At 62.1% G+C, this 25,946-nt stretch carries 19 protein-coding genes, 2 tRNA genes and 3 rRNA genes; 13 read left to right on the top strand and 11 right to left on the bottom strand.

Annotated features, from left to right (window positions below; translation table 11 throughout):
• Positions 1–229 precede the first annotated feature (229 nt).
• From rrf to SFA35_RS03860, 7 genes are all read right to left on the bottom strand, one after another.
• Positions 230–345, bottom strand: a 5S ribosomal RNA gene (gene rrf / locus SFA35_RS03890).
• A 140-nt stretch (positions 346–485) separates the two neighbouring features.
• Positions 486–3,376: ribosomal RNA gene (locus tag SFA35_RS03885) — 23S ribosomal RNA — on the bottom strand.
• Between the two features lie 252 nt (positions 3,377–3,628).
• A tRNA-Ala gene (locus tag SFA35_RS03880) sits at positions 3,629–3,704 on the bottom strand.
• A gap of 30 nt (positions 3,705–3,734) precedes the next feature.
• Positions 3,735–3,811 (bottom strand) — tRNA-Ile (locus SFA35_RS03875).
• 122 nt (positions 3,812–3,933) lie between these two features.
• Positions 3,934–5,470: ribosomal RNA gene (locus tag SFA35_RS03870) — 16S ribosomal RNA — on the bottom strand.
• Together the 16S, 23S and 5S rRNA genes with 2 tRNA genes alongside form the textbook arrangement of a ribosomal RNA operon.
• Before the next feature lie 566 nt (positions 5,471–6,036).
• Positions 6,037–7,530 (bottom strand): CoA-acylating methylmalonate-semialdehyde dehydrogenase, encoded by a 1,494-nt coding sequence (locus tag SFA35_RS03865; RefSeq protein WP_320575387.1) that lies wholly within the window; start codon positions 7,528–7,530, stop codon positions 6,037–6,039.
• Positions 7,531–7,552: 22 nt separating this feature from the next.
• Positions 7,553–8,899 carry an aspartate aminotransferase family protein gene (locus SFA35_RS03860; RefSeq protein ID WP_320575385.1) on the bottom strand — a complete coding sequence of 449 codons (1,347 nt, stop codon included), beginning with the start codon at positions 8,897–8,899 and terminating at the stop codon, positions 7,553–7,555.
• A gap of 112 nt (positions 8,900–9,011) precedes the next feature.
• Here SFA35_RS03860 and SFA35_RS03855 point away from each other — a divergent pair, with 112 nt between their 5' ends.
• The 8 genes from SFA35_RS03855 (at position 9,012) to SFA35_RS03820 (ending at position 18,092) form a co-directional block, all read left to right on the top strand.
• Positions 9,012–9,932 (top strand): LysR family transcriptional regulator, encoded by a 921-nt coding sequence (locus SFA35_RS03855; protein WP_320575384.1) that lies wholly within the window; start codon positions 9,012–9,014, stop codon positions 9,930–9,932.
• Between the two features lie 136 nt (positions 9,933–10,068).
• A complete protein-coding gene (locus tag SFA35_RS03850; RefSeq protein ID WP_414058489.1) occupies positions 10,069–11,463 on the top strand; it encodes a uracil-xanthine permease family protein in 1,395 nt (464 codons plus the stop codon).
• A 92-nt stretch (positions 11,464–11,555) separates the two neighbouring features.
• Entirely contained in the window at positions 11,556–12,218 is a 663-nt protein-coding gene (locus tag SFA35_RS03845; RefSeq protein ID WP_320575381.1) for a TetR/AcrR family transcriptional regulator, read from the top strand.
• A 25-nt stretch (positions 12,219–12,243) separates the two neighbouring features.
• Positions 12,244–12,828, top strand: coding sequence for a YigZ family protein (locus tag SFA35_RS03840; RefSeq protein WP_320575378.1), 585 nt, complete (start codon positions 12,244–12,246; stop codon positions 12,826–12,828).
• A gap of 215 nt (positions 12,829–13,043) precedes the next feature.
• Complete coding sequence (locus SFA35_RS03835; RefSeq protein WP_320575376.1) at positions 13,044–14,603, top strand: ABC transporter ATP-binding protein; 1,560 nt, start codon at positions 13,044–13,046, stop codon at positions 14,601–14,603.
• An 11-nt stretch (positions 14,604–14,614) separates the two neighbouring features.
• Complete coding sequence (locus SFA35_RS03830) at positions 14,615–15,718, top strand: ABC transporter permease (protein WP_320575373.1); 1,104 nt, start codon at positions 14,615–14,617, stop codon at positions 15,716–15,718.
• Positions 15,718–16,644 (top strand): ABC transporter permease, encoded by a 927-nt coding sequence (locus SFA35_RS03825; RefSeq protein ID WP_320575369.1) that lies wholly within the window; start codon positions 15,718–15,720, stop codon positions 16,642–16,644. The genes SFA35_RS03830 and SFA35_RS03825 overlap by 1 nt, the downstream gene beginning before the upstream one ends.
• A gap of 92 nt (positions 16,645–16,736) precedes the next feature.
• Positions 16,737–18,092, top strand: coding sequence for an 8-oxoguanine deaminase (locus SFA35_RS03820; RefSeq protein WP_320575367.1), 1,356 nt, complete (start codon positions 16,737–16,739; stop codon positions 18,090–18,092).
• Here SFA35_RS03820 and SFA35_RS03815 read toward each other — a convergent pair.
• Positions 18,089–19,180: a calcium:proton antiporter gene (locus tag SFA35_RS03815; protein ID WP_320575365.1), complete on the bottom strand. Its 1,092-nt coding sequence runs from the start codon at positions 19,178–19,180 to the stop codon at positions 18,089–18,091. The two genes, SFA35_RS03820 and SFA35_RS03815, sit on opposite strands and share 4 nt — an antisense overlap.
• A gap of 281 nt (positions 19,181–19,461) precedes the next feature.
• Between SFA35_RS03815 and SFA35_RS03810 the strand changes: the two genes are divergently transcribed.
• The 3 genes from SFA35_RS03810 (at position 19,462) to SFA35_RS03800 (ending at position 22,605) form a co-directional block, all read left to right on the top strand.
• Positions 19,462–20,544, top strand: coding sequence for a BMP family ABC transporter substrate-binding protein (locus SFA35_RS03810; RefSeq protein ID WP_320575363.1), 1,083 nt, complete (start codon positions 19,462–19,464; stop codon positions 20,542–20,544).
• A gap of 87 nt (positions 20,545–20,631) precedes the next feature.
• Complete coding sequence (locus SFA35_RS03805; protein ID WP_320575361.1) at positions 20,632–21,588, top strand: 2-oxoglutarate and iron-dependent oxygenase domain-containing protein; 957 nt, start codon at positions 20,632–20,634, stop codon at positions 21,586–21,588.
• Between the two features lie 66 nt (positions 21,589–21,654).
• Positions 21,655–22,605, top strand: a complete 951-nt coding sequence (locus SFA35_RS03800) for an adenosine deaminase (RefSeq protein WP_320575359.1) — start codon at positions 21,655–21,657, stop codon at positions 22,603–22,605.
• On the opposite strand, the gene SFA35_RS03795 is transcribed toward SFA35_RS03800, so the two are convergent.
• A complete protein-coding gene (locus tag SFA35_RS03795; RefSeq protein ID WP_320575357.1) occupies positions 22,602–23,285 on the bottom strand; it encodes a helix-turn-helix transcriptional regulator in 684 nt (227 codons plus the stop codon). The two genes, SFA35_RS03800 and SFA35_RS03795, sit on opposite strands and share 4 nt — an antisense overlap.
• Positions 23,286–23,714: 429 nt before the next feature.
• Here SFA35_RS03795 and SFA35_RS03790 point away from each other — a divergent pair, with 429 nt between their 5' ends.
• Positions 23,715–23,891 (top strand): hypothetical protein, encoded by a 177-nt coding sequence (locus SFA35_RS03790; RefSeq protein WP_320575355.1) that lies wholly within the window; start codon positions 23,715–23,717, stop codon positions 23,889–23,891.
• A 3-nt stretch (positions 23,892–23,894) separates the two neighbouring features.
• On the opposite strand, the gene SFA35_RS03785 is transcribed toward SFA35_RS03790, so the two are convergent.
• Entirely contained in the window at positions 23,895–25,076 is a 1,182-nt protein-coding gene (locus SFA35_RS03785; RefSeq protein ID WP_320575353.1) for a multidrug effflux MFS transporter, read from the bottom strand.
• Positions 25,077–25,154: 78 nt separating this feature from the next.
• A complete protein-coding gene (locus SFA35_RS03780; protein WP_320575351.1) occupies positions 25,155–25,352 on the bottom strand; it encodes a heavy-metal-associated domain-containing protein in 198 nt (65 codons plus the stop codon).
• A gap of 152 nt (positions 25,353–25,504) precedes the next feature.
• Here SFA35_RS03780 and SFA35_RS03775 point away from each other — a divergent pair, with 152 nt between their 5' ends.
• Positions 25,505–25,891, top strand: coding sequence for a hypothetical protein (locus SFA35_RS03775; protein ID WP_320575349.1), 387 nt, complete (start codon positions 25,505–25,507; stop codon positions 25,889–25,891).
• The last annotated feature ends 55 nt before the right edge of the window (positions 25,892–25,946 follow it).

Here is a 25,946-nt window from a genome sequence, read left to right as displayed (position 1 = left end):
GCCTGTTGAAAGGCTGTTGCGGATGGGGATATGTGCGAGGAGATATGTGGGAGGGGGCGAAGCCGCCAGACCGGTTTGATCCTCAGGATCAAAAAATCGTGGGCTGCGCCCACTCCCACATTGCCCACATTGCACCAGGCCCTGCATGGCAGCTGGGCCTGCCTTGGGCGTTTTCCAGGCACAAAAACAAAACCCCATCTGCGCGAGCAGACGGGGTTCTGGAATTTAATCTTGACGATGACCTACTCTCACATGGGGAAACCCCACACTACCATCGGCGATGCATCGTTTCACTGCTGAGTTCGGGATGGGATCAGGTGGTTCCAATGCTCTATGGTCGTCAAGAAATTCGGGTGCTGAGGCGTCTTTTGAGGGACAGCTCGGCAAATCAGGTATGTGATGTTTGTGAGTCGCAAATTTTCGTGCTGTTGTCGTCTTCACAACACCGCAATCTGGTCGTTCGACGCAAATTGCTTGGGTGTTATATGGTCAAGCCTCACGGGCAATTAGTATGGGTTAGCTCAACGCCTCACAGCGCTTACACACCCCACCTATCAACGTCGTAGTCTTCGACGGCCCTTCAGGGAACTCAAGGTTCCAGTGAGATCTCATCTTGAGGCAAGTTTCCCGCTTAGATGCTTTCAGCGGTTATCTTTCCCGAACATAGCTACCCGGCAATGCCACTGGCGTGACAACCGGAACACCAGAGGTTCGTCCACTCCGGTCCTCTCGTACTAGGAGCAGCCCCTCTCAAATCTCAAACGTCCACGGCAGATAGGGACCGAACTGTCTCACGACGTTCTAAACCCAGCTCGCGTACCACTTTAAATGGCGAACAGCCATACCCTTGGGACCGGCTTCAGCCCCAGGATGTGATGAGCCGACATCGAGGTGCCAAACACCGCCGTCGATATGAACTCTTGGGCGGTATCAGCCTGTTATCCCCGGAGTACCTTTTATCCGTTGAGCGATGGCCCTTCCATACAGAACCACCGGATCACTAAGACCTACTTTCGTACCTGCTCGACGTGTCTGTCTCGCAGTCAAGCGCGCTTTTGCCTTTATACTCTACGACCGATTTCCGACCGGTCTGAGCGCACCTTCGTACTCCTCCGTTACTCTTTAGGAGGAGACCGCCCCAGTCAAACTACCCACCATACACTGTCCTCGATCCGGATAACGGACCTGAGTTAGAACCTCAAAGTTGCCAGGGTGGTATTTCAAGGTTGGCTCCACGCAGACTGGCGTCCACGCTTCAAAGCCTCCCACCTATCCTACACAAGCAAATTCAAAGTCCAGTGCAAAGCTATAGTAAAGGTTCACGGGGTCTTTCCGTCTAGCCGCGGATACACTGCATCTTCACAGCGATTTCAATTTCACTGAGTCTCGGGTGGAGACAGCGCCGCCATCGTTACGCCATTCGTGCAGGTCGGAACTTACCCGACAAGGAATTTCGCTACCTTAGGACCGTTATAGTTACGGCCGCCGTTTACCGGGGCTTCGATCAAGAGCTTCGCTTGCGCTAACCCCATCAATTAACCTTCCGGCACCGGGCAGGCGTCACACCCTATACGTCCACTTTCGTGTTTGCAGAGTGCTGTGTTTTTAATAAACAGTCGCAGCGGCCTGGTATCTTCGACCGGCATGAGCTTACGGAGCAAGTCCTTCACCCTCACCGGCGCACCTTCTCCCGAAGTTACGGTGCCATTTTGCCTAGTTCCTTCACCCGAGTTCTCTCAAGCGCCTTGGTATTCTCTACCCAACCACCTGTGTCGGTTTGGGGTACGGTTCCTGGTTACCTGAAGCTTAGAAGCTTTTCTTGGAAGCATGGCATCAACCACTTCGCGTCCTAAAGGACACTCGTCATCAGCTCTCGGCCTTAAGATCCCGGATTTACCTAAGATCTCAGCCTACCACCTTAAACTTGGACAACCAACGCCAAGCTGGCCTAGCCTTCTCCGTCCCTCCATCGCAGTAACCAGAAGTACAGGAATATTAACCTGTTTTCCATCGACTACGCTTTTCAGCCTCGCCTTAGGGACCGACTAACCCTGCGTCGATTAACGTTGCGCAGGAAACCTTGGTCTTTCGGCGTGGGTGTTTTTCACACCCATTGTCGTTACTCATGTCAGCATTCGCACTTCTGATACCTCCAGCAAGCTTCTCAACTCACCTTCACAGGCTTACAGAACGCTCCTCTACCGCATCACTTGCGTGATACCCGTAGCTTCGGTGTATGGTTTGAGCCCCGTTACATCTTCCGCGCAGGCCGACTCGACTAGTGAGCTATTACGCTTTCTTTAAAGGGTGGCTGCTTCTAAGCCAACCTCCTAGCTGTCTAAGCCTTCCCACATCGTTTCCCACTTAACCATAACTTTGGGACCTTAGCTGACGGTCTGGGTTGTTTCCCTTTTCACGACGGACGTTAGCACCCGCCGTGTGTCTCCCATGCTCGGCACTTGTAGGTATTCGGAGTTTGCATCGGTTTGGTAAGTCGGGATGACCCCCTAGCCGAAACAGTGCTCTACCCCCTACAGTGATACATGAGGCGCTACCTAAATAGCTTTCGAGGAGAACCAGCTATCTCCGAGCTTGATTAGCCTTTCACTCCGATCCACAGGTCATCCGCTAACTTTTCAACGGTAGTCGGTTCGGTCCTCCAGTCAGTGTTACCTAACCTTCAACCTGCCCATGGATAGATCGCCCGGTTTCGGGTCTATTCCCAGCGACTAGACGCCCTATTAAGACTCGCTTTCGCTACGCCTCCCCTATTCGGTTAAGCTCGCCACTGAAAATAAGTCGCTGACCCATTATACAAAAGGTACGCAGTCACAGAACAAAGTCTGCTCCCACTGCTTGTACGCATACGATTTCAGGATCTATTTCACTCCCCTCTCCGGGGTTCTTTTCGCCTTTCCCTCACGGTACTAGTTCACTATCGGTCAGCCAGTAGTATTTAGCCTTGGAGGATGGTCCCCCCATATTCAGACAAAGTTTCTCGTGCTCCGTCCTACTCGATTTCATGACAAGGAGATTTTCGCGTACAGGGCTATCACCCACTATGGCCGCACTTTCCAGAGCGTTCCGCTAATCTCCAAACCACTTAAGGGCTGGTCCCCGTTCGCTCGCCACTACTAAGGGAATCTCGGTTGATTTCTTTTCCTCAGGGTACTTAGATGTTTCAGTTCCCCTGGTTCGCCTCTTGCACCTATGTATTCAGTACAAGATAACTGTCTTATGACAGCTGGGTTCCCCCATTCAGACATCTCCGGATCACAGTCTGTTTGCCGACTCCCCGAAGCTTTTCGCAGGCTACCACGTCTTTCATCGCCTCTGACTGCCAAGGCATCCACCGTATGCGCTTCTTCACTTGACTATATAACCCCAAGCAATCTGGTTATACTGTGAAGACGACATTCGCCGAAAATTTGCTTTCTCAAGTCAATTGAGAGTAACTCACAAATTTTACCTTAGCCTGAACAACACCAGTGAAAGTGTCATCCAGTCTATACTTCTATCACATACCTAAATTTTTAAAGAACGATCTAGTCAAAGACTAGAAATCAACATTCACTCATCAATCATCTGATGGAATGCTCATTTCTAAGCTTTAAGGCAGAAGCAGTAATGGTGGAGCCAAACGGGATCGAACCGTTGACCTCCTGCGTGCAAGGCAGGCGCTCTCCCAGCTGAGCTATGGCCCCGTATCTCTACAGGCGTTTCCCACACAAAATTGGTGGGTCTGGGCAGATTCGAACTGCCGACCTCACCCTTATCAGGGGTGCGCTCTAACCAACTGAGCTACAGACCCAATTTCGAGCTTGTAGCCGTTAGCGTGAGCTATCAGCTTGGAGCATAAAGCTGCTTCTATCGTCTTCTTCAATGAATCAAGCAATTCGTGTGGGTGCTCATGAAACAGATGATGTCGTCGATTAAGGAGGTGATCCAGCCGCAGGTTCCCCTACGGCTACCTTGTTACGACTTCACCCCAGTCATGAATCACACCGTGGTAACCGTCCTCCCGAAGGTTAGACTAGCTACTTCTGGTGCAACCCACTCCCATGGTGTGACGGGCGGTGTGTACAAGGCCCGGGAACGTATTCACCGCGACATTCTGATTCGCGATTACTAGCGATTCCGACTTCACGCAGTCGAGTTGCAGACTGCGATCCGGACTACGATCGGTTTTGTGAGATTAGCTCCACCTCGCGGCTTGGCGACCCTCTGTACCGACCATTGTAGCACGTGTGTAGCCCAGGCCGTAAGGGCCATGATGACTTGACGTCATCCCCACCTTCCTCCGGTTTGTCACCGGCAGTCTCCTTAGAGTGCCCACCATAACGTGCTGGTAACTAAGGACAAGGGTTGCGCTCGTTACGGGACTTAACCCAACATCTCACGACACGAGCTGACGACAGCCATGCAGCACCTGTCTCAATGTTCCCGAAGGCACCAATCCATCTCTGGAAAGTTCATTGGATGTCAAGGCCTGGTAAGGTTCTTCGCGTTGCTTCGAATTAAACCACATGCTCCACCGCTTGTGCGGGCCCCCGTCAATTCATTTGAGTTTTAACCTTGCGGCCGTACTCCCCAGGCGGTCAACTTAATGCGTTAGCTGCGCCACTAAGAGTTCAAGACTCCCAACGGCTAGTTGACATCGTTTACGGCGTGGACTACCAGGGTATCTAATCCTGTTTGCTCCCCACGCTTTCGCACCTCAGTGTCAGTATGAGTCCAGGTGGTCGCCTTCGCCACTGGTGTTCCTTCCTATATCTACGCATTTCACCGCTACACAGGAAATTCCACCACCCTCTACCCTACTCTAGCTTGCCAGTTTTGGATGCAGTTCCCAGGTTGAGCCCGGGGATTTCACATTCAACTTAACAAACCACCTACGCGCGCTTTACGCCCAGTAATTCCGATTAACGCTTGCACCCTCTGTATTACCGCGGCTGCTGGCACAGAGTTAGCCGGTGCTTATTCTGTCGGTAACGTCAAAATTGCTTCGTATTAGGAAACAACCCTTCCTCCCAACTTAAAGTGCTTTACAATCCGAAGACCTTCTTCACACACGCGGCATGGCTGGATCAGGCTTTCGCCCATTGTCCAATATTCCCCACTGCTGCCTCCCGTAGGAGTCTGGACCGTGTCTCAGTTCCAGTGTGACTGATCATCCTCTCAGACCAGTTACGGATCGTCGCCTTGGTGAGCCATTACCCCACCAACTAGCTAATCCGACCTAGGCTCATCTGATAGCGCAAGGCCCGAAGGTCCCCTGCTTTCTCCCGTAGGACGTATGCGGTATTAGCGTTCCTTTCGAAACGTTGTCCCCCACTACCAGGCAGATTCCTAGGCATTACTCACCCGTCCGCCGCTGAATCGAAGAGCAAGCTCTTCTCATCCGCTCGACTTGCATGTGTTAGGCCTGCCGCCAGCGTTCAATCTGAGCCATGATCAAACTCTTCAGTTCAATACTGCATGGGTTTTGAGAAAACCCTAAACTTGGCTCAGCAATCGTTGGTTACATCTTTGATTTCTCGCGGAGTAACTTATGATGCTGATAATCTAGTGACGATCAGTCTTATCTCACAAGCACCCACACGAATTGCTTGATTCAGTTGTTAAAGAGCGGTTGGTTGATTCTTTCGTCTCAACCGAGGCGCGCATTCTACGCTTTCCTCAGAGCCTGTCAAGGGTTTATTTTGAAGTTTTTAACGACAATCTCGTTAAGAACCAAACACTTGACTCGCTTCGATCTCTCGTCAGCGGGAGGCGAATTCTACAGCGTTTCAAACCGCTGTCAACCACCTTTTCTCACCGCTTTCGATCGTCAGACCGAAGCCCGTATCGAAGCACCACCTCGCTGTTTACTTCGGTTAACTCATTGAATCTCAAGGAGTTTTCCGTTTCGTCTGCGCCGGAAGTGGGGCGAATTATAGAGAGTTCCGAGAGGCCGTCAACCCCCCGGATTCAAAAAACCGTCATAAAGTTCAAATAAAGCAAAAGGCGGCCCTCGCGGGCCGCCTTTCAGGCATTTCAAAGGCTTGGGAAGGCGAATTGCGAAGCTTCATGGCTGGCCCGTTGCGGCCAACGCTGGGTAATTGCCTTGCGCCGCGTATAGAAACGCACGCCATCAGGGCCATAGGCATGCAGGTCGCCAAACAGCGAACGCTTCCAGCCACCAAAGCTGTGATAGGCCACAGGCACCGGCAAGGGTACGTTGACGCCGACCATACCCACTTCAATCTCGTCGCAGAACAACCGGGCCGCTTCACCGTCACGGGTGAAGATGCAGGTGCCATTGCCGTACTCATGGTCGTTGATCAGCTGCATGGCTGCTTCCAGGCTGTCGACACGCACGATGCACAACACCGGCCCGAAGATCTCTTCTTTATAGATGCGCATCTCGGGCGTAACCCGGTCGAACAGGCAACCACCCAGAAAGAAGCCGTCTTCGTTGCCGGCCACACTCAAGCCACGGCCGTCCACCACCAGCTGGGCTCCGGCGCGAACGCCCTCTTCCACATAGCCGCTGACCTTGTCGCGCGCCTGCCCGGTGACCAGGGGCCCCATGTCCAGGCCGCAGGTAGTGCCAGCACCAATCTTCAGCGACTGGATCTGCGGAACCAGTTTGGCCACGAGGGCATCGGCCACCTGGTCGCCAACACACACCGCCACCGAAATGGCCATGCAGCGCTCGCCGCAGGAACCATAGGCCGCGCCCATGAGCGCGCTCACCGCGTTGTCCAGATCGGCATCGGGCATCAGCACCGCATGGTTCTTCGCCCCGCCCAGAGCCTGCACGCGTTTGCCCCGTGCAGTGCCTTCCTTATAGATGTACTCGGCAATCGGCGTGGAGCCGACGAAGCTCAGCGCCTTGACCTCGGGCGCCTCGATCAGCGCATCCACCGCCACCTTGTCGCCGTGCACCACGTTGAGCACGCCTGCCGGCAAGCCTGCTTCATGGAGCAACTGGGCAATCAGCAGCGTCGAGCTCGGATCACGCTCCGATGGTTTGAGGATGAAGCAGTTGCCGCAGGCAATGGCCAGTGGGTACATCCACAATGGCACCATGGCCGGGAAGTTGAACGGGGTGATGCCGGCCACCACGCCCAGCGGCTGGAAGTCGGACCAGGCATCGATGTTCGGCCCGACGTTGCGGCTGTACTCGCCCTTGAGGATTTCCGGTGCTGCGCAGGCGTACTCGACGTTCTCGATGCCGCGTTTCAGTTCACCGGCGGCGTCTTCCAGGGTCTTGCCATGCTCCTCGCTGATCCGTTGGGAGATTCTCGCTTCGTTCTGCTCGAGCAGCTGCTTGAAGCGGAACATGACCTGGGCGCGCTTGGCCGGTGGCGTGTTGCGCCAGGCCGGGAAGGCTTTTTTCGCCGAATCGATGGCCTGCTGCACGGTGTCGCGAGTGGCCAGCGGCAATTGATGGATCACCTGGCCGGTCGATGGGTTGTAGACGTCGGCGCTACGCTCGCCGCTGCTGACCAGCTCGCCGTGGATCAGGTGTTGGATAGTGCTCATGCAAATAATCTCCGGAATGAAATCAATCGACCTGGTTCAGGGCTTCGCCGACGGCGTCGAACAGGCGGTCGAGGTCCTGCGGCTGGGCATTGAAGGTTGGCCCGAACTGCAAGGTGTCGCCGCCGAAGCGTACATAGAAGCCGGCTTTCCACAGTTTCATCGAAACCTCATACGGCCGCACGATGGCGTCACCGTCGCGGGCCGCCAGCTGGATGGCGCCGGCCAGGCCGAAGTTGCGGATGTCGACAATGTTCTTCGCGCCTTTCACCCCGTGCAGCACTTGCTCGAAGTGCGGCGCCAATTCGGCGGCGCGCTGTACCAGGTTTTCCTTTTGCAGCAGCTCCAGAGCCGCCAGGCCGGCCGCGCAGGCCACCGGGTGCGCCGAGTAGGTATAGCCATGGGGAAACTCGACGGCGTATTCCGGCGTCGGCTGGTTCATGAAGGTCTGGTAGATCTCGCTGCTGGCAATCACCGCGCCCATGGGGATGGCGCCGTTGGTGACCTGCTTGGCGATGCACATCAGGTCTGGCGTCACCCCGAAGGTGTCGGCGCCGAACATCGAGCCGGTACGGCCAAAGCCGGTAATGACTTCGTCGAAGATCAGCAGGATGTTGTGCTGGTCGCAGATCTCGCGCAGACGCTTGAGGTAGCCCTTGGGCGGCGGCAGTACGCCGGCCGAGCCGGCCATCGGCTCGACGATCAGCGCAGCAATGTTCGACGCATCGTGCAACTCGATGAGCTTGAGCATTTCATCGGCCAAGGCAATACCGCCCTCTTCGGGCGAACCCTTGGAGTAGACATTGCCCGGCAGCAAGGTGTGCGGCAGGTGGTCGACGTCCATCAGCTGGCCGAACATCTTGCGGTTGCCGTTGACCCCACCCAGGCTGGTGCCGGCGACGTTGACGCCGTGGTAGCCACGGGCGCGGCCGATCAGCTTGGTCTTGGTGGCCTGGCCCTTGAGACGCCAATAGGCGCGGACCATTTTCACGGCAGTATCGGCGCACTCGGAACCGGAGTTGGTATAGAAGACGTGATCGAGCTTGCCCGGGGTCAGCTCGGTGATTTTTTCCGCCAGCTGGAAGGACAGTGGATGGCCGTACTGGAACGCCGGGGAGTAGTCGAGCACGCCCAGCTGGCGCGACACCGCTTCCTGGATTTCCTTGCGGGTGTGCCCGGCGCCGCAGGTCCACAGGCCCGACAGGCTGTCGTAGATCTGCCGGCCCTGGTCGTCGGTCAGGTAGCTACCGTGGGCCGCGACGATGATTCGCGGGTCGCGCTGGAAACTGCGGTTGGCGGTGTAGGGCATCCAGTGGGCGTCGAGCTTGAGCTGGCTGGCGATGCCAGCCGGGGCTTTTTCAGGCATGTTCATGGCAATACCTCAGGGCGTGATAGGCGAGAAGACCGGTTGCAGCTAAATTGGCACGGCGATAAAGTCTGGAAAATCCCACTTTTCAGATCCTCAGTCAGGCGCCCACTAAACAATGAGCCGCAGACCCGACCCCCTCGCCCAAGTCAGCGACTTCGACATCCGCCTGTTAAAGATCTATCGCAGCGTAGTCGAGTGTGGCGGCTTCTCCGCTGCCGAGAACGTGCTGGGCATCGGCCGCTCGGCCATCAGCCAGCAGATGAGCGACCTCGAGCAGCGGCTCGGGCTGCGCCTGTGCCAACGCGGGCGCGCCGGTTTCTCGCTGACCGAGGAGGGGCGCGAGGTGTATCAGTCGGCGCTGCAACTGCTCGGCGCCCTGGAGAACTTTCGCACCGAGGTCAACGGCCTGCACCAGCACCTGCGCGGCGAACTGAACATCGGCCTGACCGACAACCTGGTGACCCTGCCGCACATGCGCATCACCCATGCCCTGGCCCAGCTCAAGGACCGCGGCCCGGACGTGCGCATCCAGATACGCATGATCGCCCCCAGCCAGGTCGAGCAAGGGGTGCTCGACGGCAGCCTGCACGTTGGCGTGGTGCCCCAGGCCAGCGCGCTGTCCGGGCTGGAATATCAGCCGCTGTACAGCGAACGCTCGCTACTTTACTGCGCCGTCGGCCACCCGCTGTTCTATGCCGACGACGGCCAGCTTGACGACCCGCGCCTGAATGCCCAGGAAGCCATCGCCCCGACCTTTCGCCTGCCGGCCGACATTCAGGCGCGCTACCAGGCCCTCAACTGTACGGCCAGCGCGTCGGACCGCGAAGGCATGGCGTTTCTGATCCTCACCGGGCGCTATATTGGCTACCTGCCCGATCACTACGCCATGTTCTGGGTCCAGCAGGGCCGGTTGCGCGCCCTCAAGCCGAGCCAGCGCTTTTATGACCTGAGCCTGTCGTGGGTCACGCGCAAGGGCCGCCGCCCCCATTTGGTGCTGGAAAGCTTTCTGGAAAGCCTGGCGGCAACCGCAGGATGAGCCCTGGCGGGCCGATAAAAATTTTATCTCGTTGTTTCACAAGCGGATTCACCATCGAGCACAACAGGTTGCTGATCGGTTGGACAGCTTTTTGCAGTCATCCGGCATCTGCCCTCCCGACTGCACCGAGACAGCCATGCCCCCAGAATCATCCGCCCCTAACGATTTGATCTACGGCCTCAACGACCGCCCCAATCCCATGGCCGCCGTGCTGGCCGCCCTGCAGCATGTGCTGGCCAGTTTCGTCGGCATCATCACCCCGCCGTTGATCATCGGTTCGGCCCTGGGCCTCGGCGCGCACATGCCCTACCTGATCAGCATGGCCCTGATGGTGTCCGGGGTCGGCACCTTCATTCAGGCGCGGCGGCCATTCGGCATCGGCGCCGGCATGATCTGCCTGCAAGGCACCAGCTTCGCCTTCCTCGGCGCCGTGCTGTCGGCCGGCTTCATGGTCAAGGCACGCGGCGGCAGCCCCGAGGACATCATGGCGATGGTGTTCGGTGTGTGCTTCTTCGGCGGCCTGGTGCAGATCGTCCTCAGCCGCTTCATCGGCCAGCTGCGCCGGGTCATCACACCGCTGGTGACCGGCATCGTCATCACCCTGATTGGCATCAGCCTGATCAAGGTCGGCGTCACCGACCTGGGCGGCGGCTTCGGCGCGGCCGACTTCGGCGCCCCGGGCAACCTCGGCCTGGGCGCCTTCGTGCTGGTGGTGATCATCCTGCTCAACCGCTCGAACACGCCGTGGATTCGCCTGTCGGCGATCATCATCGGCCTGGCCCTGGGCAGCATCGCCGCCTGGTTCAGCGGCAAGCTGGTGCCCCAGGCGCTGCCCGCGCTGCCGCTGATCAGCGTGCCGCTGCCGTTCAAGTTCGGTTTCGCCTTCGACTGGAGCGCCTTCCTGCCGGTGGCATTGATCTACCTGATCAGCACCATCGAGACGGTGGGCGACCTGACGGCCAACTGCATGCTGTCGCGCGAACCCATCAGCGGGCCGAGCTATATCGCCCGGCTCAAGGGCGGCGTGCTGGGTGACGGCGTCAGCTGTATGCTCGCCGCAACCTTCAGCGCCTTCCCCAACACTACCTTTGCCCAGAACAACGGCGTCATACAGCTGACCGGCGTGGCCAGCCGCTACGTCGGCCTGTACATCGGCGCGCTGCTGTTCATGCTCGGGCTGATCCCGGCCATCGGCGCCGTGCTGCAGCAGATTCCCAAGCCGGTGCTGGGCGGCGCTACCCTGGTGATGTTCGGCAGTGTCGCGGCTGCCGGCGTGCGCATCCTCGCGCAGACCTCGCTGGACCGGCGCAACATGCTGATCATCGCCACCTCGTTCGGCGTCGGCCTGGGCATCGCCTCGCAACCGGAGCTGCTGCACCACCTGCCCAAGCTGGTGCAGAACCTGTTCGACTCGGCGATCACCAGTGGCGGCATCACCGCCCTGCTGCTCAACCTGATCCTGCCACAGCCTCGCGAGACCGCGCCGCTGGCGCCCGAGCTGGAGCCTGCGGTGGTGAAAACGCCGGTCTGAGACCATAGTTTTTCGCCGCAACGCTTGTCGGATCGTATCGGGTGCGCTATCAACGCACATGTCGCGCCCATACGATCCGTCCGGAACTGCCTATGACCCTCGAAGTCCCAGCCCACAGCATCCCCAACGCCGGCAAACCGGCCAGCCGCATCCGTCAGAAGAATGAGGAAACCATCATTCAGGCCGCGGAAGACGAGTTTGCTCGCCACGGTTTCAAGGGTACCAGCATGAACACCATTGCGCTGAAGGCAGGGTTGCCCAAGGCCAATCTGCACTATTACTTCACCAACAAGCTGGGCCTGTATGTGGCGGTGCTGAGCAACATCATCGAGTTGTGGGACAGCACCTTCAACAACCTGGACCCCGAGGACGATCCGGCTCAGGCGCTGACTCGCTACATCCGCGCCAAGATGGAGTTCTCGCGCCGCCAGCCGCAGGCCTCACGCATCTTCGCCATGGAGATCATCAGCGGCGGGCAGTGCCTGACCGAGTATTTCAGCCAGGACTACCGCCTCTGGTTCGCCGGCCGGGCCCAGGTGTTCCAGGGCTGGATCGAGGCAGGCAAGATGGACCCGGTCGACCCGGTGCACCTGATTTTCCTGCTGTGGGGCAGTACCCAGCACTACGCCGACTTCGCCACGCAGATCTGCCAGGTCACTGGCCGCACGCGCCTGACCAAGCAGGATTTCGAGACCGCCGGCGACAACCTGATCCGGATCATTCTCAAAGGCTGCGGGCTGACCCCGCCGCTGTGACCCCCCGCCTGCGGACGCTGCCTGAATGCCCTCCACCCTGCTCGAGCCGTGCGAATTTCGCGAAGAGATTCGCAAGAGCCGTTTCATCACCCTCGCCGCCCCGATCAACAGCGCCGCCGAGGCGCAGAGCTTCATCGAACGCCACAGCGACTCGGACGCCACGCACAATTGCTGGGCCTGGAAGCTGGGCGAGCACTACCGCAGTACCGACGACGGCGAGCCCGGCGGCACAGCCGGGCGGCCGATACTGGCGGCTATCCAGGCGCAGGACTGCGACCAGGTAGTGGTGCTGGTGATTCGCTGGTACGGCGGCATCCAGCTGGGCACCGGCGGCCTGGCGCGGGCGTATGGCGGCGGCGCCAACAAGTGCCTGCAGCAAGCTGGCAAGCGGCTGTTGGTCAAGCGCGTCCTGGTGAGCTGCAGTTGCACCTTTGCCGAGCTGCCATTGGTCAAGCTGCGGGTGGCGGAGCTGGCCGGGCTGGTCGAGCAGGAAGACTTTACCGCCGAGGGCGCAGACCTGATGCTGGCGGTGGAGCCGCAGCAGGTGGCGGGGTTGCAGCAGCAGTTGGCGGATCTTTCCCGGGGGCGGATTCGCTTGCAAGGTCAATAGTGGCTGATTTGGTGCGCGCGTGCGCTGTTTCGGCGCCTCGCAGGTGCGGGCCAAGGGCTTGAGAGGCCGCCAAGCTCGTCCGTTTTGCCACCCAGATCAGCAGATCGTGGGCTGCGCCCACCCCGCACTCCCCGCCACGCTCTTCTGGAGCTAAAGCTGACCTCCTGGCCAGGTTATTGCTTTAGACAGCGCAGCCCTCCTCGACCGAGACTGCCATGTCCACAGACCTACTGCCCCAGCGCCTGCAGATGCGCGGTATCAGCAAGCGCTACCCCGGCTGCCTGGCCAACGATGCCATCGACCTGAGCATCCAGGCCGGGGAGATCCACGCCCTGCTCGGCGAGAACGGCGCGGGCAAGAGCACCCTGATGAAGATCATCTACGGCGTGACCCAACCCGACAGCGGAACCCTGCTGTGGGAGGGCCAGCCGGTGCGCATGCGCAACCCGGCGCAGGCGCGGGCGCTGGGCATTGGCATGGTGTTCCAGCATTTTTCCCTGTTCGAGACGCTCAGCGTGGCGCAGAACATCGCCCTGGCCATGGGCCCCGGGCAGACGCCGCGCCAGCTGGAGGCGAAGATCCGCGAGGTGTCAGCGCGCTATGGCATGAGCGTCGAGCCACAACGGCTGGTGCACAGCCTGTCGATCGGCGAGCGCCAGCGGGTCGAGATCATTCGCTGCCTGATGCAGGACATTCGCCTGTTGATTCTCGACGAGCCTACCTCGGTGCTGACACCACTGGAGGCCGACGAATTGTTCGTGACCTTGCGCCGGCTGGCCAGCGAAGGCTGCAGCATCCTGTTCATCAGCCACAAGCTGGCCGAAGTGCGCGCTCTGTGCCACAGCGCTACGGTGCTGCGTGGCGGGCGGGTGTCCGGGCACTGCCGGCCGGCCGAGTGCAGTGACCTGGAACTGGCGCGGCTGATGGTCGGCGACGCCGAGGGCCTGAGTGCGCAGTACCCGAAGACCCGGGGCACCGAGGACTTTCTCACGGTCAACCATCTGTCCTGGCGCAACCCCGATCCCTTTGGCTGCTCGCTCAAGGCGCTCAACCTGGCGGTGCGCAGCGGCGAGATCGTCGGTATCGCCGGCGTCGCCGGCAACGGCCAGGAAGAACTGCTGGCCCTGCTCAGCGGCGAGCAGACCCTGGGCAGCGACGGTGCCACGCGAATCAAGTTCGGCGAACGCGCGGTCGGCCACCTGCGTCCCGACGCTCGCCGCGCGCTGGGGTTGGCGTTCGTCCCGGCCGAGCGGCTCGGGCACGGCGCGGTGCCGGAACTGAGCCTGGCCGACAACGCCCTGCTGACGTCCTTCCAGCAGGGCCTGGTGAGCAAAGGGCTGATCCAGCGCGACAAGGTTCGCGAGCTGGCCGACACCATCATCCGCCGCTTCGCGGTCAAGACCCCGGACGCCCAGGCACCGGCGCGCAGCCTGTCCGGCGGCAACCTGCAAAAATTCATCCTTGGCCGCGAGATCCTCCAGCAGCCACGCCTGCTGGTCGCGGCGCACCCGACCTGGGGCGTCGACGTCGGTGCCGCCGCCACCATCCATCGTGCCTTGATCGCCCTGCGCGATGCCGGCGCGGCGATTCTGGTGATTTCCGAGGACCTGGACGAACTGTTCCAGATCTGCGACCGCCTCGGCGCCCTCAGCGGCGGGCGCCTCAGCGCCCTGAAAGCCACCGGGCAGATCCACCCGGCCGAACTCGGCGGCTGGATGGCCGGGCGCTTCGCGACCGACACGGCGGCCGCCCCCCTTTCCTCGATCAACAGCTGACGGAGCCTGCGATGCTGCTTTCCCTCGAACCCCGTGGCCAGCAATCGCGCGCCATGCTGTGGTGCTCGCCGCTGCTGGCAGCGATCCTCACCCTGTGCTGCGGCGCGCTGCTGTTCATGGCCCTCGGCCTGGACCCGTGGCTGACCCTGCGCACTTTGCTGATCGCCCCGGTCAGCGACCTGTACGGCGTCTCCGAACTGCTGGTCAAGGCCACGCCCATCCTGCTCTGCGCCCTGGGCCTGGCCGTGGCCTACCAGGCGCGCATCTGGAACATCGGCGCCGAAGGCCAGCTGCTGATGGGCGCCCTGGTGGGCAGCGCGCTGGCGGTCAATATCATCGACCTGCAGAGCCGCTGGGCGCTGGTCATGGTGCTGGCCGTGGGCACCCTCGGTGGCGCGCTGTGGGCCGGCCTGACCGCCTGGCTGCGCACGCAGTTCAACGCCAACGAAATCCTCACCAGCATCATGCTCAACTACATCTCGTTGAACCTCCTGCTGTACTTCGTCCACGGCCCGCTGAAGGACCCGGCCGGTTTCAACTTCCCCGAGTCGGCGATGTTCGGCGACTCGGCGCGCCTGCCCTTGCTGTTCGCCGACGGCCGCGCCCACGCCGGCGCCTGGTTCGCCCTGCTGGCCCTGGTTGCGGTGTGGGTGCTGCTGCAGCGCAGCTTTGTCGGCTTCCAGATCAAGGTACTGGGCCTGGATAAACGTGCCGCGGCCTCGGTGGGCTTTCGCGAGAAACGCCTGGTCTGGCTGGCGCTGTTGATCAGCGGCGCCCTCGCGGGGCTGGCCGGGGTTTGCGAAGTGACCGGGCCGATCGGCCAGCTGGTGCCGCAGGTCAGCCCCGGCTACGGCTACGCGGCGATCACCGTGGCCTTTCTCGGCCGTCTCAACCCGATCGGCATCGTCTTCTCCAGCCTGCTGATGGCCCTGCTGTACCTGGGCGGCGAAAGCGCGCAGATGAGCCTCAACCTGCCCCAGGCGATCACCCAGTTGTTCCAGGGCATGATGCTGTTCTTCCTGCTCGCCTGTGACGTTCTGATTCTCTACCGCCCGCGCCTGAAATTGCGCTGGGCTCGCCGCGCCCCCGCCGCGGCCGCCGTGGGAGCGCTGTGATGGATATCGACCTGTTGAGCAATATTTTCTACGCCATGGTACGCACTGGCACCCCGTTGCTGCTGGTGGCCCTGGGCGAGCTGATCTGCGAGAAGAGCGGCGTGCTCAACCTCGGCCAGGAGGGCATGATGCTGTTCGGCGCGGTGATCGGCTTCATCGTCGCCTTCAGTACCGGCAGCCTCTGGCTCGGGGTGTTGCTGGCGATGCTGGCGGGCATGTTGCTGTCGTCGCTGTTTGCCTTGGTTGCCCTGGCCTTCAACGCCAACCAGGTGGCCACGGGGCTGGCGCTGACCATCTTTGGCGTGGGCCTGTCGACCTTTGTCGGCGCCGCGTGGGTCGGCAAACCACTGGCCGGTTTCGAGCCGATCATGCTGCCGTGGCTGAGCAGCCTGCCGTTGGTCGGACGCATGCTGTTCGGCCAGGACCTGCTGGTGTACCTGTCGTTCGCGCTGTTCGCCCTGGTGGCCTGGGTGCTGCTGCGCAGCCGCCTGGGCCTGATCATCCAGGCGGTCGGCGAAAACCCTGACGCGGCCAGCGCCATGGGCCTGCCGGTGCTGCGCGTGCGCACCCTGGCGGTGCTGTTCGGCGGCGCCATGGCTGGGTTGGCTGGCGCCTACCTGTCGCTGGCCTACACGCCGATGTGGGCGGAAAACATGAGCGCCGGGCGCGGCTGGATTGCCCTGGCGCTGGTGGTATTCGCCAGCTGGCGGGTGTGGCGCCTGCTGCTCGGCGCCTACCTGTTCGGCCTGGCCAGCATCCTCCATCTGGTGGCCCAGGGCATCGGCCTGGCGATCCCGTCCAATCTGCTGGCGATGCTGCCATACGTGGCGACCATCGTGGTGCTGGTGCTGCTCTCGCGCGACGGCCTGCGCACCCGGCTGTACGCGCCGGTGTCCCTCGGCCAACCTTGGCAACCGGGCCACTGACTGTATACAATCGCCCGGCACAACCTGGATCAGCAGACAGGGCAAAACTGAGCTGGCTAACCTGAACACAACTTTCAGAGGAGCCGGCCACCATGCCCGCGACCCGTACCTGGTTAAAGAATCCCCTCGCCATCTTCACCGCCAACGCGCTCGATGCCCGTGGCGGGCTGGTGGTCGCCGATGGCGTCATCGAACAAGTGCTGGGCCTGGGCGAGCAGCCGGCGCAGCCCTGCGATCAGGTGTTCGACGCCCGTGAGCACGTGCTGCTGCCGGGCCTGATCAACACCCACCACCACTTCTACCAGACCCTGACCCGCGCCTGGGCGCCGGTGGTCAACGAGCCGCTGTTTCCGTGGCTCAAGACCCTCTATCCGGTGTGGGCGCGGTTGACCCCGGAGAAACTTGCCGTGGCGAGCAAGGTCGCCCTGGCCGAGCTGCTGCTGTCGGGCTGCACCACGGCGGCCGACCACCATTACCTGTTCCCGGAAGGCCTGGAAAACGCCATCGACGTGCAGGTCGAGGCGGTCCGCGAACTGGGCATGCGCGCCATGCTCACCCGTGGCTCCATGACCCTGGGCGAGAAAGACGGCGGCTTGCCACCCCAGCAGACCGTGCAGCAAGGTGAAGTGATTCTTGAAGACAGCCAGCGCCTTATCGAGCGCTACCACCAGCGCGGCGACGGCGCGCAGATCCAGATCGCCCTGGCGCCCTGCTCGCCGTTCTCGGTAACCCCGGAAATCATGCGCGCCTCCGCCGACATGGCCGAGCGCCTCGACGTTCGCCTGCACACCCACCTGGCCGAGACGCTGGACGAGGAAGACTTCTGCCTGCAGCGCTTCGGCCTGCGCACCGTCGACTACCTGGACAGCGTCGGCTGGCTGGGCCCGCGCACCTGGCTGGCCCACGGCATCCACTTCAACCCGGATGAAATCGCCCGTCTGGGCCAGCACGGCACCGGTATCTGCCACTGCCCGAGCTCGAACATGCGCCTGGCCTCAGGCATCTGCCCGACCCTGGACCTGGTGGCGGCCGGCGCGCCGGTGGGCATCGGCGTCGACGGTTCGGCGTCCAACGACGGCTCCAACATGATCCTCGAGGTGCGCCAGGCCATGTACCTGCAGCGCCTGCGCTACGGCGCCGACAAGATTACCCCGCAGCTGGTGCTGGGTTGGGCCACCAAGGGTTCGGCGGCGCTGCTGGGGCGCAAGGACGTCGGCGAGCTGGCCGTCGGCAAACAGTCCGACCTGGCGCTGTTCAAGCTGGATGAGCTGCGCTTCTCCGGCAGCCACGACCCACTGTCGGCGCTGCTGCTGTGCGGCGCAGACCGCGCCGACCGAGTGATGGTCGGCGGCAAGTGGCGCGTGGTCGACGGGCAGATCGAGGGCCTCGACGTGCGCCAGCTGATCGCCGACCACCGCCAGGCCGCCGCCGAGCTGATCGCCGGCTAAAGCCCGAGCAGCGACAGCATGATGAAGGTGGCGAACAGCACGAAGTGAGTCATGCCCTCGATGGCGTTGGTTTCGCCATCGTTGAGGTTGATCGCCGACACCAGCAGGGTGATGAGGATCATCACCGTCTGCACCGGGGTCATCGCCATCTGGAATGGCTGGCCGCTGTACAGCGCCATGGCTTCCATCACCGGCACGGTGAGGATCACGGTGGACAGCGAGGCGCCCAGTGCCACGTTGACCACCGACTGCATGCGGTTGGCCAAGGCCGCGCGCAACGCCGTGAGAATCTCCGGTGCCGCGGAAATCGCCGCCACCAGGATCGCCGCCAGCACTGGCGGCGCTCCGCTGTTTTCCAGGCCAAGGTCGATGGTCTTGGACATCACCTCGGCCAATGCGCCGATCACCACCAGGCCGAACACCAGGGTCACGATCGACTGCTTGCGGCTGACCTGCGGTTCGTTGACCTCGGAGGGTTCCTTCGGCTTGCGCTTCTGCGGGTAGCTATAGCTGAAGAAGTAGCTGTGCGGCCCGACCTGCATGCGCAGGAACAAGGTGTACAGCACCAGCATGGCGCCAATGGTGAACGCCGAGTAGATCTTCCAGTCGCCTTGCGGAATGAACTCCGGCACCACCATGGACACGCCCATGGCCGTGAGGATCATCACGCTGTAGGTGCGCGCCGAATCGTCGTTGTAGGACTGCTCGCCGTGCTTGAGCCCGCCCATCAGCGCGGCCAGGCCGAGGATGCCGTTGATGTCGAGCATCACCGCCGAGTAGATGGTGTCGCGCACCAGGGTCGGCGACGGTTCGTTGTTCATCATGATAGCCAGGATCACCACCTCCACCAGCACCGCCGACAGGGTCAGGATCATGGTGCCATAGGGGTCGCCGACCTTTTCCGCGATCAGCTCGGCGTGGTGGGCCACGCGCATCGAGGCGCAGATGATGGCCGCCACCAGCACCACCCCGGCGATCAATGCCACGGTCTGGCCGTGCCCCAGCAGTTGCGGTTCCAGGGGGTAGGCCAGGCACGTCATGAGCAAGGCCAGCAGGAGGAATTTTTCTTCTTTGAGCGTGTTGAGCATCGGCGGCCTGATCGGTGATGGGATTGCAAGATGTGTCATAGAGACTGTAGGCGGCGGGCAACGTTTCGTCTGCGCGCCGCAGACCTTCTCCCTGGGACATTGCCCGTCCCACAAATGGCGCCTGCATCCGGCGATCCGCACCAGCAGGTGGCAGACAACTGTCCATTGGCAGGCCGCGCCCCCAGCAAACACCGCGACCTGTCCTGTTGGTCAATTTTTTGCATTGAGCTCCGCCAGCATTGCAACGCCCTCACCCCACAACAAACCGGAGCTTGTGATTCATGCAAAAACGCCCATTGAAGAAAATCCTCGGGACACTGGCCGCAGCGATCGGCCTGGCGGGCAGCCTGGCGGCCAGCGCGGCCGATCCGTTGAAAGTCGGCTTCGTCTATGTCGGGCCGATCGGCGACCATGGCTGGACCTACCAGCACGAGCAAGGCCGCAAGGCGCTGGAAGCGCAGATGGGTGACAAGATCAAGACCAGCTACGTGGAAAACGTCGCCGAGGGCGCCGACGCCGAGCGGGTGATCCGCGACATGGCCAAGGACAAGTACGACCTGATCTTCACCACCTCGTTCGGCTACATGAACCCCACGGTGAAAGTCGCCAAGCAATTTCCCAAGGTGATTTTCGAGCACGCCACCGGCTACAAGCAGGACAAGAACCTTGGCACCTACCTGGCCCGCACCTACGAGGGCCGCTACGTCGGCGGCTTCCTCGCCGCGAAGATGACCAAAAGCAAAAAAATCGGCTACGTGGCCTCCTTTCCGATTCCCGAGGTGATCCGCGACATCAATGCCATCCAGCTGGCCTTGAACAAGTACAACCCCGGCACCGAAATGAAGGTGGTGTGGGTCAACTCCTGGTTCGACCCGGGCAAGGAAGCCGATGCGGCCAACGCGCTGGTCGACCAGGGCGTGGACGTGATCTTCCAGCACACCGACAGCCCGGCGCCGATCCAGACTGCCGAACGCCGCGGCGTGTATGCCGTGGGTTACGCCTCGGACATGGCCCACTTCGGGCCCAAGGCGGTGCTGACTTCGATCGTCAACAACTGGGCGCCGCACTATATCGCCAGCACTCAGGCAGTGCTCGATGGCACCTGGAAATCCCAGGACTACTGGGGCGGGCTGAATGACGGCACCGTCGAGCTGCCCATCAGCGACGTGGTGCCGGCCGACGTCAAGGCCGAAGCCGAGAAGCTCATCGCCAGCATCAAGAGCGGTGAATTCAAACCGTTCACCGGGCCGATCAAGGACCAGACCGGTGCCGTGAAGATTGCCGCCGGCGCCAGCGCCAGCAACGCCGAACTGGCTTCGATGAACTACTACGTCGAAGGCATCACGGCGCAGATGCCTAAATAAACGGGCTGCGAGCGCTCACCTGCAAACGGATCGCCGTCCTTCTGTCGAACAGGGACGGCGGCGAACACTTGAAAGGACGCCAAGGTCATGCGGACACTTCCAGTCATCGATATCAGCCCGCTGTACCAGGACGATGCCGAGGGCGCGGCGCAGGTCGCCGACGCCATCGACCGCGCCTGCCGGCAATGGGGCTTCTTCTACATCAGCGGCCACCCGATCAGCGCCGCCCGCATCGGCGCTTTGAGCGCCGCCGCCGAGACCTTCTTCGCCCTGCCCCTGGCGCAGAAGCTGGCGATCGACATCACCCAGACCCGCCACCATCGCGGCTACGGCGCCATCGCCACCGAGCAGCTGGACCCGGCACTGCCCAGCGATCTGAAGGAAACCTTCGACATGGGCCTGCACCTGCCGATGGACCACCCGCAGGTGATCGCCGGCAAACCGCTGCGCGGGCCCAATCGCCATCCCCAGCTGCCCGGCTGGGAGGCCTTGCTGGAGCAGCATTACCTGGACATGCAGGCTCTGGCCCTGACTCTGCTTCGGGCCATGACTCACGCATTGGGCGTACCGCGCGACTTCTTCGACCAGCGCTTCGTCGAGCCGGTCAGCGTGCTGCGCATGATCCACTACCCACCGCGCCATACCGCCACCTCGGCCGCCCAGCAAGGCGCCGGCGCCCATACCGACTATGGTTGCATCACCTTGCTGCATCAGGACCAGGCCGGCGGCCTGCAGGTGCGCACGGTGGACGGCCAGTGGCTCGACGCGCCGCCCATCGAGGGTACCTTCGTGGTCAATCTCGGCGACATGATGGCGCGCTGGACCAACGACCGTTACCGCTCCACGCCGCACCGGGTGATCAGCCCCCTGGGCGTGGACCGCTACTCCATGCCGTTCTTCGCCGAGCCGCACCCCGATACCCGGGTCGAGTGCCTGCCCGGCTGCCAGGACGCCGAACATCCGCCGCGCTACCCCGCCACCACGTGCGCCGAGTTCCTGCTGTCACGCTTTGCCGACACCTATGCTTACCGACGCCCGGCCTGAAGGCGATCTGAACCCGACAGTCAGGTTCCTGTAGAATGCCGGCCTTGCACCTGATGAGAAACGATTATGTACGACTGGCTCAACGCGCTGCCCAAGGCAGAACTGCACATGCACCTGGAAGGCTCGCTGGAACCGGAGCTGCTGTTTGCCCTGGCCGAGCGCAACAAGATCGCCCTGCCCTGGGCCGATGTCGAAGGCCTGCGCAGCGCCTACGCCTTCAACAACCTGCAGGAGTTCCTCGACCTGTACTACCAGGGCGCCGACGTGCTGCGCACCGAACAGGACTTCTACGACTTGACCTGGGCCTACCTGCTGCGCTGCAAGGCGCAGAACGTGGTGCATACCGAACCCTTCTTCGACCCGCAGACCCACACTGACCGCGGCGTGCCCTTCGAGGTGGTGTTGCGCGGTATCAGCCAGGCGCTCAAGGATGGCAAGCAGCAACTGGGCATCGGCAGCGGCCTGATTCTCAGCTTCCTGCGCCACCTCAGCGAAGAAGAAGCGCAGAAGACCCTCGACCAGGCCATGCCGTTTCGCGACGCCTTCGTCGCTGTAGGCCTCGACAGCTCGGAAGTCGGCCATCCACCCAGCAAGTTCGTGCGGGTATTCGATCGTGCTCGCGCCGAGGGCTTCCTGACCGTCGCCCACGCCGGCGAAGAAGGCCCGCCGGAGTACATCTGGGAGGCCCTGGACCTGCTCAAGATCCAGCGCATCGACCACGGCGTACGTGCCATCGAAGACGAACGGCTGATGCAGCGCATCATCGACGAACAGATTCCGCTGACCGTCTGCCCGCTGTCCAACACCAAGCTGTGCGTGTTCGACCACATGAGCCAGCACAACATTCTCGACATGCTCGAGCGCGGCGTGAAGGTCACGGTCAACTCCGATGACCCGGCCTACTTCGGCGGCTACGTCACGGAAAACTTCCACGCGCTGTACACCGACCTGGGCATGACCCAGGACCAGGCCCGGCGCCTGGCGCAGAACAGCCTGGATGCCCGCCTGACTCGCTAAGCACCCAGCTTGCCGATCTCGCGCAGCCCCGCTTCAGTCACCCGCAATACGTGACTGGAGTCGGTGGTGCGCAGCCACCCCGATTGCTGAAACAGCCGCATGAGGCTGGCACCCAAGGCTCCGCCCAGATGCGGGCAACCTTCGCTCCAGTCGCTGCACTGGCACAGCGCCTGGCGCTGCCTGGGCACCAGCGCCTCGATGAAGATGCCGCAGCGCGCCAGGCCCTCGGCACCGGCCGAGGTGATCAGCAACTGGCCGTCGCCCCGTTCGATCCAGTCCTTGAGCAGCAACCGCTGATACAGCTGTGTGGCCAACTCTCCGCCCAGATGATCCTGGCACAGTCGCGCCCGGCGCAACGATAGTGGGGTCGGCGCAGGCCGGCCCGCCCCGGCCTGCGCCTGATGCCCGACGCTGACGCAGGCCAGCGCCTCCACCGCGAGGCCGACCTCCGGCGCGGCCAGGCGAAAGAACCGCTTGCGTCCGCGCGACTCCAGCTTGAGCAAGCCGCCGGAAGACAACCGTGACAGATGGGCGCTGGCCGATGAGGTGCTCAGGCCAGCAAGGCCGGCCAGTTCATCGGCGCCTCGCGCCGTGCCATCGATCAGCGCCCAGATCATGGCACTGCGTTTGGGATCGGCGAGCAGCGTTGCGATCTGGCTGATGCTGGGTACGTACTGCATGGTTCCACTCCCTGTCTGGAATCGTCCGTATCGGAACAGCCGTCAGTATATGGCTGCCGCTCGACCGCGCACGGTGCCGGTCCCAGCGCATCGGAGCGAGGGGCGTCAGGTTTGCCAACAGGATGCAAGTTCATGCAAAGCGGAAATGCTGCCGAAGCAAACCGCCGATGGCCGGCCACCCGCTCTGCCCGGGCCCTTGCAAGCTGGGGGCCGGGGCGCGAACCGCCACGACTGCAGGGCAATTGCCTACAAGGCGCGTGCATAAGGACTACAAGAAACGTCGCCCAATGAAATGATTCCGATTGTTGCCAAGACCTCGGAATGGCGGCTGGGGATCAATGACCGTTGATCTGGCGAAGGGTGACGCGGCCGGCGTGGCCCCGGGCAGCGACTAAACTGCTGGCTTTTGCCCACTGGAGGAAGTGCTCGATGAATATCGCCATCACCGAATCGGTCAAGCCACGGGGTAGCCATTGGCAGGTACAAATGGGCCAGCACGTGGTGTCCTTCCGTAGCGAAGCGGAGGCCCAGGCCTTTGTCGCTACCTTGCAGGCGCGCCTGCGCGCGCCGCACTCGCTGCCTGGCACCAACCGCCGTAGTGCCTGACCCTCAGGCCTCGACGCGGCGGGCCAAACGAGCGGTCAGCCGGCCGACCACCACGGCGATCAGCGCGCAGCTGCCGATCACCAGGGTCATCGGCAGGGCGCTGCCGTCGTGCAGCACGCCGACCATGGCCGCCGCGCCAGCGGCCACGCTGAACTGGATGCAGCCCAGCAGAGCCGAGGCGCTGCCGGCATTGCGCCCCTGGCCGTTCATCGCGCAGGCCGAGGCATTGGGGATGATGCAGCCGAGGCTGGCGACGCATATGAACAGCGGAATCAGCAGCGGCCACAAATGCTCGGTGTGCAGCGCGGCCACACCGAGCAGCACCAGCCCGGACGTCAGGTAGACCAGGGTCGCCTTGCCCAAGAGGTACGCCGGCCCGTGCCTGGCCAGCAGCCTGGCGTTGACCTGCGCCACCAGGATGAAGCCGGCGGCGTTGCTGCCGAACAGCCAGCCGTAATGCTCGGCCGGTACGCCATAGAGCTTGATGAACACGAACGGCGACCCGGCGACGTAGGCAAACATGCCGGCCATGGCGATGCCGCCGGTAAACGCATAGCCGATGAAGGTCGGGTGCACCATCAGGCGCAGGTAGCGGCTCAGCGCGCCACTCAGCGGCTGGCGCGGATGGCCGGCGGGCATGCTTTCCGGCAGGCCCAGGAACACCGCCGCCGTGGCAGCGGCACTGAACAGGGTCAGGAGGATGAAGATCCAGCGCCAGCCCAGGGTGTTGACCAGCAGGCCGCCGAGCATCGGCGCGAGGATGGGCGCCAGCCCCATGACCAGCATCAGCTGCGAGAAGACCTTGGCCGAACCCACCGCGTCGCATTTGTCGCTGACGATGGCCCGCGACAACACCATGCCGGCACACCCACCCAGGGCCTGGACGAATCGCGCGGCGATCAGCCACTCCAGGTTGGGTGCGCACGCACAGGCGATGGAAGCCAGGGTGAACAGGCTGACGCCTACCAGCAGCGGCACGCGTCGGCCGTACCGATCGGCGATCGGCCCATAGATCAGCTGCCCGATCGACAGGCCCAGAAAGTACACGGCCAGGGTGATCTGCACATGCTGCTCGTCGGTGCCGAACGCCTGGGCGATGGCGGGAAAGCCCGGCAGGTAGAAATCGATGGCCAGGGGCCCGAAAGCGCTCAGGGCTCCCAGGATGAGGATAGTGCGAAGGTTCATCAGGTATCCAGACGGCAAGACAAGTCGACCTGGCAGTGTAACTGCGTACCGGCCAGGGGTCATGCCCGATCGCCCGGCTCAGCCACGTTGGGCACTGTAGCCCTCGGCTTCGATCAGCTGGATCAGCGCCTCGGCGCTCAAACTCGAGTCGACGCGAACCTGGCCGCTGGCCACCTCCACCTCGACCCTGGCCTGCGGGTCGGCCTCGCCGATCGCCGACTCGATGGCCCGGGCGCAATGGGCGCAGGTCATGCCTTGCACGTTGAATGGCTGCATGGTGAGGCTCCTTGTGGTGAATGGCTGCACCCTGAGCCTTGCCATAAGGTCAAGGTCAAGCCCATCAAGTTTTATTGCCGGCTGCCGGGCTGGCAATCGGCGCCCTGCTCGGCCAAGCTGAGCTATCAGCCCCCACAGCAGGAGATCCAGTCATGCGCTGGTCAGCATTGAGCCTTGCCGGCCTTCTCGGCCTGGCGAGCATCGCGCCTCTGGCAAGCGCCGAAGACGCCCAGGATTACGCCATATTGATCATCTCCCGGGAGCGGCTGGAGGTGGCGAGCAGCTGCGAGATCGGCATCTACCTGCAAGGCCAGCTGATCGGCCGGGTATTCCAGGAGCAATCCACCTCCTTCAACCTGCCGCCCGGCAAAGCCTCGATCCGCCTCGGCTACCTGCCCGGGCAGACCCCCGGCTGCGCACCCGGCATGCAGCAGCCGGCCGACACTGAAATCGACCTGCGCGCCGGCGCCATCGCCAAATACCGCATCGCCGTCGGCACTTCCGGGCTGTTTCTGAAACCGGCGCCGGTGACTTACTGACACCGCTTGACCTTGCCAAGGCGTCAAGGTTGAAACTGCGAGCACCTCCAAGGAG

Origin of the sequence: Pseudomonas sp. HR96 (assembly GCF_034059295.1) — a bacterium.
Classification (GTDB): Bacteria; Pseudomonadota; Gammaproteobacteria; order Pseudomonadales; family Pseudomonadaceae; genus Aquipseudomonas.
The sequence above is the reverse complement of the archived record's forward strand: the minus strand, read 5'-3'. Positions and strand labels throughout refer to the sequence as shown.